We start from the raw sequence: 8,057 nt of genomic DNA, 5'->3' as shown, positions 1-8,057 counted from the left end.
CCGCGCGGCTCGGGTCCGTCGCCGACCTGGTCGCCGGGTCCGGGGGAGCGGCGAGGGCGGGCGGGGCCCCGGCGGCGAGCAGCCCGCCGAGCACGGCCAGGGCGACGGCCGTCGCCCGCGTCCTCCCACTGAGCCGCATGCCTGACTCCCCCCTCGCCCTACCAGTGGGTACCGAGCCCACCACCCCGCGCGCGAGGGTGTCAATGCGCGAGGTGTTCGGTACGGAGATGCCCTGATGTGACCGGTGTGATGAACGGGGCGCGTGGGGCGGGGCTCTACGCGAAAGACAGCGCCGAATGGCCGAAAAAGGCGAACGTCTTGCGGGCAACGGGCTCCGCGGGAACGGAATGTGACCCGGAGCACGTTGAACTCGTTGTTGTCACGCCTACGTCTGCGGCGGCGCCCGCTGGGTAGGCCGTCACTGTCCTGTTCTCCACGGCCAGGAGGCCACCATGCCCGCCATCGCGCAGCGCCCGCTCTCCGCCCTCCCCAAACAGGCATCCGGACCCGCCCCGCTGATCAGCGCCTGCCCCGCCACCCTGCCCGGCCCGCTCACGAGCGAACCGCCGCTCGCCGACGCCATACCCCTGACCAGCGAGCCCCCGCTCGCCGAGGCCACCCCCCTGACCAGCGAGCCGCCGCTCGCCGTCCTCGCCCCGCTGACCAGCGAACCGGCCGCGTCCGGCTGCGCATGGGGCACGGAGTCCCCAGGAGTCTGAATGGGCTTGTCCCGGCTCGCCGCACTGCACGGCGTCGCCACCTCCTTCTCCCCGTCCGCCGGTGTCACCGAGCCCGTCCCCGAGACCACGGTCGCCGCCGTGCTCGGCGCGCTCGGCGTCGACGCCACGACGCCCGAAGCGGTACGCGACGCCCTCGCCGCCGCCGAGTCGGCCGCCCGCACCCGGCTCCTCCCGGAGACGCTGGTGGTGTGGTCCGGCGAACCGCTGCCGCCCGCGCTGACCGGGCTGCCGCCCGGCACGGAGCTGGCCGTCCGGCTGGAGGAGAGCGACGAGCGGGCGGAACCGGCCAGGATGCGGGTGCCCGCCGGGGAGCCGGAGCCCCCCGGGCCCGCCCCGGCGGGAACACCTCCGGCCGATCCGGGAAGCGCCCCCCGCTGGTGGGCCGAGCCCCCGCTCGGCGTGCACCGGCTCACCGCCCACGCGCCGGACCGCGAACCCCAGGACTGCACGCTCGTCGTCGCCCCGGCCCGGGCCCCGCAGCCGCCCGCCCGTACCCACGGCTTCCTCGTCCAGCTCTACTCCCTGCTCTCCGCCCGCTCCTGGGGCATGGGCGACCTCGGTGACCTCGCCGACCTCGCCTCCTGGTCCGGCCGCCGGCTCGGCGCCGGCTTCGTCCAGGTCAACCCGCTGCACGCGGCGGTGCCCGGCGACCCCACCGACCCCTCGCCCTACCGCCCGTCGTCCCGGCGCTTCCCCGACCCGGTGCACCTGCGCGTCGAGTCCGTCCCGGAGTACGGGCACGTGCCCGACCCGGCCGCGCTCGACACGCTGCGCCGCAAGGGCGCCGAGCTGCGGGAAGCCGTCCTGGACAAGGGCGCCCTCATCGACCGGGACGCCGTGTGGGCCCTCAAGCGGCAGGCGCTCGACCTGATCCTCGCGGTCCCCCTCACCCCCGGGCGGCACGCCGAGTACTGCGACTTCCTCGCCGCCCAGGGGCGTGCCCTGGAGGACCACGCGCTGTGGTGCGCCCTCGCCGAGGCGCACGGCCCCGACTGGCACGGCTGGCCGGAAGCGCTGCGCGACCCCCGCTCCGACACCACCGCCCGCGCCCGCGCCGAGCTGCTGGACCGGGTCGACCACCACTGCCGGCTCGCCTGGCTGACCGACACCCAGCTCGCCGACGCCCAACGGGCCGCCCGGGAAGCCGGGATGGCCGTCGGCGTCGTCCACGACCTCGCGGTCGGTGTGCACCCCGGCGGCGCCGACACCTGGGCCCAGCAGGACGCCTTCGCCCACGGCATGTCCGTCGGCGCGCCCCCGGACGCGTTCAACGCGCGCGGCCAGGACTGGGGGCTGCCGCCCTGGCGCCCCGACGCCCTCGCCGCCTCCGGCTACGCCCCGTACCGCGGCCTCCTGCGCGGCGCCCTCGCCCACGCGGGCGCCCTGCGCATCGACCACGTGATGGGCCTGTTCCGGCTCTGGTGGGTGCCCGAGGGCCGCCCGCCCACCGAGGGCACCTACGTCGCGCACGACGCGGAGGCGATGCTCGCCGTCCTCGTCCTGGAGGCGCACCGGGCCGGCACCGTCGTCGTCGGCGAGGACCTGGGGACGGTGGAGCCAGGCGTCCGCGAGGCGCTGGCCCGGCGCGGCGTCCTCGGCACCTCGGTGCTCTGGTTCGAGCGCGACTGGGCGGGCGACGGGCGCCCCCTGGCCCCCGAGCGGTGGCGCCGGGACTGCCTGGCCACCGCGACCACCCACGACCTGCCCTCCACCGCGGCCCGGCTGACCGGCGACCATGTGACGCTGCGCCACCGCCTCGGCCTGCTCACCCGCCCCCTGGACGAGGAGCTGAGGGAGGACGGCGCGGAGACCGCCGAGTGGCTGGCCCTGCTCACACGGCTCGGGATGCTCCCCGAGGGCGGTGTGCTCGCAGAGGGCGGCGCCGACGAGGAGGCGGCCGTCCGGGCCGTCCACCGCTTCCTGCTGCGCACGCCCGCCCGGATGACCGGGATCTGGCTGCCCGACACCGTCGGCGACCGCCGCCCGCAGAACCTCCCGGGCACCTGGGACGAGTACCCCAACTGGCGGCTGCCGATCGCCGGCGCGGAGGGCGTCCCGGTCACGCTGGAGCAACTGGCCGCCTCGCCCCGGCTGCACCGCCTGATGGACGTCCTGCGCGACCCGCGGGAGGCCGGGGAGGCCCGCGTGCCGTGAACGGGACCCCGTACGGCACCCCCGGGCGCGCGGCCCGCGCGGGCGTTCGCTACGTTTGCACCGTGGACAAGAAGAACGCTATGCGCGCCGGCGCCGTCGCCGCCGGAACGACGCTGATGATGCTGCTGATGTCGTCCCCCGCGCTCGCGCTCACCCGCGACGACGGCGACGACCCGGGTACCGGCCTGAGCGTGATCGACACGCTCGGCCTGTTCGTCCTGGCGCCCCTCGTCCTGTTCGGGGTCATCGCGGGCCTGGTCATGGTGCTCGACAAGTCCAAGAAGCAGGTCTGACCCACCTGCCCGGCGACCGGGGCGACGCCCCGGTCCCGCCCCGCACGCCACGGGTGCGCCGCACGGTGACCATCACCGCGCGGCGCACACGCGTGTCCGGGCCCGGGCGCGGCGGTAGGTTGCGCCCATGACCGAGTGGGACGTCAAGAAGCTCCGCATCCTGCGCACCCTGCGCGACCGGGGCACGGTCACGGCGACCGCCGACGCCCTGCTGATGACCCCCTCGGCGGTCTCGCAGCAGCTCTCCAACCTGGCCCGGCAGCTCGGCGTACCGCTTCTGGAGGCCCAGGGCCGGCGCGTCCGCCTCACCGACGCCGCCCATCTCGTCCTGCGCCACGCCGAGGCGGTCTTCGCCCAACTGGAGCGCGCCGACGCCGAGCTGACCGGCTATCTGCGCGGCGAGGCGGGCGAGGTCCGGGTCGCCGCGTTCGCCACCGCCGTGCCCGCCCTCGTCGTCCCGGCCGTGCAGCGGCTGCGCGCCGACGCCCGCCCCGGCCCCGACGTCCGGGTGCGCGAGGCGGAGGCCGCCCAGGCGTACGAACTGCTCGCCGCCGCCGAGGTCGACCTCGCGCTGTCGCTGGCCGCCGACGCCCCGACGGCCCGCGACCCGCGGTTCACCGTCCTGCCGCTGCTCGCCGACCCGCTCGACGTGGCCCTGCCGGCCGGCCACCGCCTCGCGGACGCGCCCGGGCTGCGCCTGGCCGACCTGTCCGCCGAGCCCTGGATCTATGGCGGCTCGGGCCCCTGGTCGGAGATCACCGTCTCGGCGTGCCGGGCGGCGGGCTTCGTACCCGAGCGGGCGCACAGCGCGTCCGGCTGGACGGCGATCCTCGCGATGGTCGCCGCCGGCCTCGGGATCGCCCTGGTCCCGCGCATGGCCTCGGCGGAACGGCACGGCCGGGAGGGCGTGGTGATGCGGGTCCTCGACGCGGACCGGCCCCGCCGCCACGTCGTGGCCGCCGTCCGGCGCGGGGGAGAGGAGGCCCCGGCGGTGGCCCGAGTCCTCGCGGCGCTGCGCGAGACGGCGGAACCGTACGGGGACGGCGCGACCGTTCAGCTCGGCTGAACAATCCGTGCGGAAACTTTCGATGGACCTACCGGCTTCCGGCGTACGACAGTGAACGCATGACCACCGAACAGGACGAGATCCGGCACGACGACCCCCACGCCAACGACGCGGCCCCGTACGGCGGTGGTGACCCCTACGCCGACTACCGCACCGCCGACCTCCCCTTCACCGACCTCGTGGACCTCGCCGACCGGCGGCTCGGCGCGGGCGTGATCGCAGCCAACGACGAGTTCTTCGCCCAGCGCGAGAACCTGCTCCTCCGGGAGCGCGCGGTCTTCGACCCCGAGCACTTCGGCCACAAGGGCAAGATCATGGACGGCTGGGAGACCCGCCGCCGGCGCGGCGCGGACGCCGAGCACCCCTTCCCGGCCCCCGACGAGCACGACTGGGCGCTGATCCGGCTCGGCGCCCCCGGCGTCATCCGCGGCATCGTCGTGGACACCGCACACTTCCGCGGCAACTACCCGCAGCGCGTCTCCGTCCAGGCCGCCTGCGTCGAGGGCGCGCCCGGCCCGGAGGAACTGCTCGCCGACGACGTGAAGTGGGAGGAGATCGTCCCCCCGACCCCCGTGCGCGGCCACGCCGCCAACGGCTTCGAGATCACCGGCGGACGCCGCTGGACCCACATCCGCCTCTGCCAGCACCCCGACGGCGGCATCGCCCGGCTCCGCGTGCACGGCGAGGTGGTCCCCGACCCGTCCTGGCTGGCCACGCTCGGCACCTTCGACCTGCTCTCGGTCCTGAACGGCGGCAGTTACGAGGACGCCTCGGACCGGTTCTACTCCTCGCCGACCCAGATCATCCTGCCGGGCACCTCCCGCAAGATGGACGACGGCTGGGAGAACCGCCGCCGCCGGGTCCGCGACACCAACGACTGGGTCCGCTTCCGGCTGCCAGCCCAGGGCGCCGTCCGCGCGGTCGAGATCGACACCGCCTACCTCAAGGGCAACGCGGCCGGCTGGATCGCCCTGCACGGCCGGGACGGCGAGAGCGGCGAGTGGTTCGAGATGATCCCGCGCACCCGCCTCCAGCCCGACACCCCGCACCGCTTCCCGCTGCCGGCGGAGGCCGTGGTCACCCACGTACGCCTCGACGCCTTCCCCGACGGCGGCGTCGCCCGCATGCGCCTGCACGGCTCCCTGACGGAGACCGGTGCCGCCGAGCTGACCGCCCGCTACAAGGCATCCGCTTCGTAACACCCCCGCTCCCGCCCGGCGGACGGCTGCGCTTCAGCGCCCGTCCGCCGGGCGGTTTCCATGTGCCCCCTCCGGCCGTCGCCCGCCGGACACGCGCCCGTACCCCTCCCGTCGTGGCCGGCCCCGGAAGAATTGCCGGGTGTGAAGGGCCGGTGAACGGGCAGAGGGGTGTTCGTGCCCGCGTCCATACGTCTCCCCGGCCCCCTTCATCCGGTCCGCAACGTCTTCTGGGGCGGCGCCGTCCGCCGTTCCCGTGCGGTAGCAGGAGCGTTCGAGTGATGGCATACGCTGCGGGTGACCGCAGTCAAGGGCCTGAGGCAGAGGGAGCCACCCCGGTGACGAAACAGGATGTATCGGCCAGGCTGGCCGAGCTGCTCTCGCAGCAGCAGGAATCGCTCGGCGGAGCCTGGGTGGAGGCAGTCGCCCGCACCCTGCGCGGCCGCATATCGCTCGCCGAACTCGACCGGGAGCTGCGCGAGCTGTACACGGCACTGGTCCAGGGCCTGCGCGGAGACGGTCTCGACTGGCAGGGCGACGCCTACGCGGAGCTGCGCGCGCTGCTCGCGGAGCTGTCCCGGGCCCGGGCCCGCCAGGGATTCACCCCGACCGAGACCGCCACCAGCGTCCTGGCCGCCAAGGACGTCCTCGCGCCCACCGCCGAGACGCCGGCCGAGGACATCCACTCCTACCTCCAGCTCAGCAGGCTGATCGACGCCCTCGGGCTCTTCACCCTCGAGGTCTACGCGAAGACCCGCGAAGAGGTCATCAGCGCACAGGCCGAGCAGCTGATGGAGCTGTCCACGCCCGTCGTGAAGCTGTGGGACGGTGTGGTCGCCGTGCCGCTGGTCGGCACCCTCGACTCGGCCCGCACCCAGGTGGTGATGGAGAAGCTGCTCCAGGCGCTCGTCGACACCGGCTCCGACCAGGCCATCATCGACATCACCGGTGTTCCCGCCGTGGACACCGAGGTGGCCCAGCACCTGCTCAAGACGGTGGTCGCCGCCCGGCTGATGGGCGCCGACTGCATCATCTCCGGCATCAGTCCCCAGATCGCCCAGACGATCGTCGCGCTCGGCATCCAGTTCGGCGACATCGTCACCAAGTCGTCGCTGGCCGACGCCCTCAAGCACGCGCTGCGCCGGACCGGTGCGGAAGCCACGCTGTCCGGCGGCGCGGCGTGAGCGAGCGCGTACCCGTACTGAAGATCGGAGACGTCCTCCTCGTCTCCATCCAGGTCGAGCTGGAGGACCAGGTCGTCCTGGAACTGCAGGACGACCTCGCTTCGCGGATCGTCGAATCCGGCGCCACCGGGGTGGTCATCGACATCACCGCCGTGGAGATCGTCGACTCCTTCGTCGGCCGCATGCTGGCGACCACGGCCTCCATCTCCCGCCTGCTCGACGCGCAGACCGTCGTCGTCGGCATGCGGCCCGCCGTCGCCATCACCCTGGTGGAACTGGGGCTCTCCCTCGGCGGCGTGCGCACGGCCCTGACGCTGGAAAAGGGACTGGAGATCCTGGCCCGGCGCGGCGACGCCAGTCCGGCCGGGCGATGAATACCTCTCCGCTCGTCCCCGACGCCGATCACGAGACCGTGCCGATCGCCAGCAACGACGACGTGGTCCGGGCCCGGCAGCTGGTGCGCACCCTCGCCCAGCGCTGCAAGCTCTCCCTGGTCGACCAGACCAAGCTCGTCACCGCCGCGAGCGAACTGGCCCGCAACACCCTGGTGTACGGCGGCGGCGGGGTCATGCGCGCGGGCCTGGTGCGCCGGGACGGCAAGGCCGGCGTCACGGCGGTCTTCGAGGACTCCGGGCCCGGCATCCCCGACGTCGAACAGGCGCTGACCGACGGCTGGACGTCCGGCGGCGGGCTCGGCCTCGGGCTGAGCGGGGCGCGCCGGCTGGTCGACGACTTCGTCCTGGACACCGAGCAGGGCAGCGGAACCCAGGTGTCGGTGACCAAATGGGCGCGCTGACGCTTCCCGTCCTGGACGCCGAGGACGTCGTCTGGCTCCGGGACCAGGAAGCGCTGCCCGCGGCGGCCCGGGTCGCCGCCTTGGCGCTCGGCCGCCGCATCGGCCTCGACGAGCAGCGGTGCGCCGAGGTCGCCCTCGCGGTCAGCGAGGCGGCCACCAACCTGCGCAGGCACGCCGTGGAGGGGTCCTTCCTGCTGCGCGCCGTACGCACGCCCAGCGACGCGGGCCTCGAATTCGTCACTCTGGACGAGGGCCCCGGCATGGCGGACATCGCGCACGCCCTCTCCGACGGCACCTCGACCGCCGGCACCCTCGGCATCGGCCTCGGCACCATCGTCCGCCTCGCCGACTCCTTCGACCTGCACTCGCTGCCCGGCCGGGGCACCGTGCTGACCGCCCGCTTCTGGCAGCGCGAGGCGGCGGGCCGGATGGCCGCCCTGGGCCGCCCCGTGGTCGAGGGCCTGACCAGGACGATCACCGGCGAAGAGGTGTGCGGCGACGCCTGGGCAGCCCGCCGCGTCCCCGGCGCCCACCCCGCGGAACCGGCCTCCGCGCCTCCGCGCCCGGCCCGGGACGAGCGCCTCGGCTGGGCGCAGCTCACCGGGTACCGGCAGCCGGGGGCGACGCA

General features: G+C 74.8%; 9 protein-coding genes. All 9 read left to right on the top strand.

Features of this window, described 5'->3' with window-relative positions; genetic code table 11:
* Positions 1-452 precede the first annotated feature (452 nt).
* Positions 453-719, top strand: a complete 267-nt coding sequence (locus G3I41_RS23045; RefSeq protein WP_164402299.1) for a hypothetical protein — start codon at positions 453-455, stop codon at positions 717-719.
* Complete coding sequence (gene malQ / locus G3I41_RS23040; RefSeq protein ID WP_164402298.1) at positions 720-2,894, top strand: 4-alpha-glucanotransferase; 2,175 nt, start codon at positions 720-722, stop codon at positions 2,892-2,894.
* Positions 2,895-2,956: 62 nt separating this feature from the next.
* Entirely contained in the window at positions 2,957-3,187 is a 231-nt protein-coding gene (locus G3I41_RS23035) for a hypothetical protein (RefSeq protein WP_026171913.1), read from the top strand.
* Positions 3,188-3,314: 127 nt separating this feature from the next.
* Complete coding sequence (locus tag G3I41_RS23030) at positions 3,315-4,253, top strand: LysR family transcriptional regulator (protein ID WP_164402297.1); 939 nt, start codon at positions 3,315-3,317, stop codon at positions 4,251-4,253.
* A 59-nt stretch (positions 4,254-4,312) separates the two neighbouring features.
* Complete coding sequence (alc, locus tag G3I41_RS23025; protein WP_164402296.1) at positions 4,313-5,452, top strand: allantoicase; 1,140 nt, start codon at positions 4,313-4,315, stop codon at positions 5,450-5,452.
* Between the two features lie 335 nt (positions 5,453-5,787).
* The gene (locus G3I41_RS23020; RefSeq protein ID WP_164402295.1) at positions 5,788-6,633 is read left to right on the top strand and encodes an STAS domain-containing protein; all 846 of its coding nucleotides are present in this window, start codon (positions 5,788-5,790) and stop codon (positions 6,631-6,633) included.
* Positions 6,630-7,007 carry an STAS domain-containing protein gene (locus G3I41_RS23015; protein WP_164402294.1) on the top strand — a complete coding sequence of 126 codons (378 nt, stop codon included), beginning with the start codon at positions 6,630-6,632 and terminating at the stop codon, positions 7,005-7,007. Before G3I41_RS23020 ends, G3I41_RS23015 begins: the two co-directional genes overlap by 4 nt.
* The gene (locus tag G3I41_RS23010) at positions 7,004-7,429 is read left to right on the top strand and encodes an anti-sigma regulatory factor (protein ID WP_164402293.1); all 426 of its coding nucleotides are present in this window, start codon (positions 7,004-7,006) and stop codon (positions 7,427-7,429) included. Before G3I41_RS23015 ends, G3I41_RS23010 begins: the two co-directional genes overlap by 4 nt.
* Positions 7,417-8,057: anti-sigma regulatory factor (locus G3I41_RS23005; protein ID WP_164402292.1), on the top strand; the 641-nt coding region annotated here is incomplete at its 3' end. The genes G3I41_RS23010 and G3I41_RS23005, both read left to right, overlap by 13 nt.

The organism is Streptomyces sp. SID9727, from assembly GCF_010550605.1.
Taxonomy (GTDB): domain Bacteria; phylum Actinomycetota; class Actinomycetes; order Streptomycetales; family Streptomycetaceae; genus Streptomyces.
Note: the sequence above shows the minus strand (reverse complement) of the source record. Positions and strands in the feature narration are given on the sequence as shown.

Excerpts from the sequence above, each read along its gene's own strand:
- G3I41_RS23045 (WP_164402299.1), top strand. The coding sequence starts at position 453 with ATGCCCGCCATCGCGCAGCGCCCGCTCTCCGCCCTCCCCAAACAGGCA.
- malQ (WP_164402298.1), top strand. The coding sequence starts at position 720 with ATGGGCTTGTCCCGGCTCGCCGCACTGCACGGCGTCGCCACCTCCTTC.
- G3I41_RS23030 (WP_164402297.1), top strand. The coding sequence starts at position 3,315 with ATGACCGAGTGGGACGTCAAGAAGCTCCGCATCCTGCGCACCCTGCGC.
- alc (WP_164402296.1), top strand. The coding sequence starts at position 4,313 with ATGACCACCGAACAGGACGAGATCCGGCACGACGACCCCCACGCCAAC.
- G3I41_RS23010 (WP_164402293.1), top strand. The coding sequence starts at position 7,004 with ATGAATACCTCTCCGCTCGTCCCCGACGCCGATCACGAGACCGTGCCG.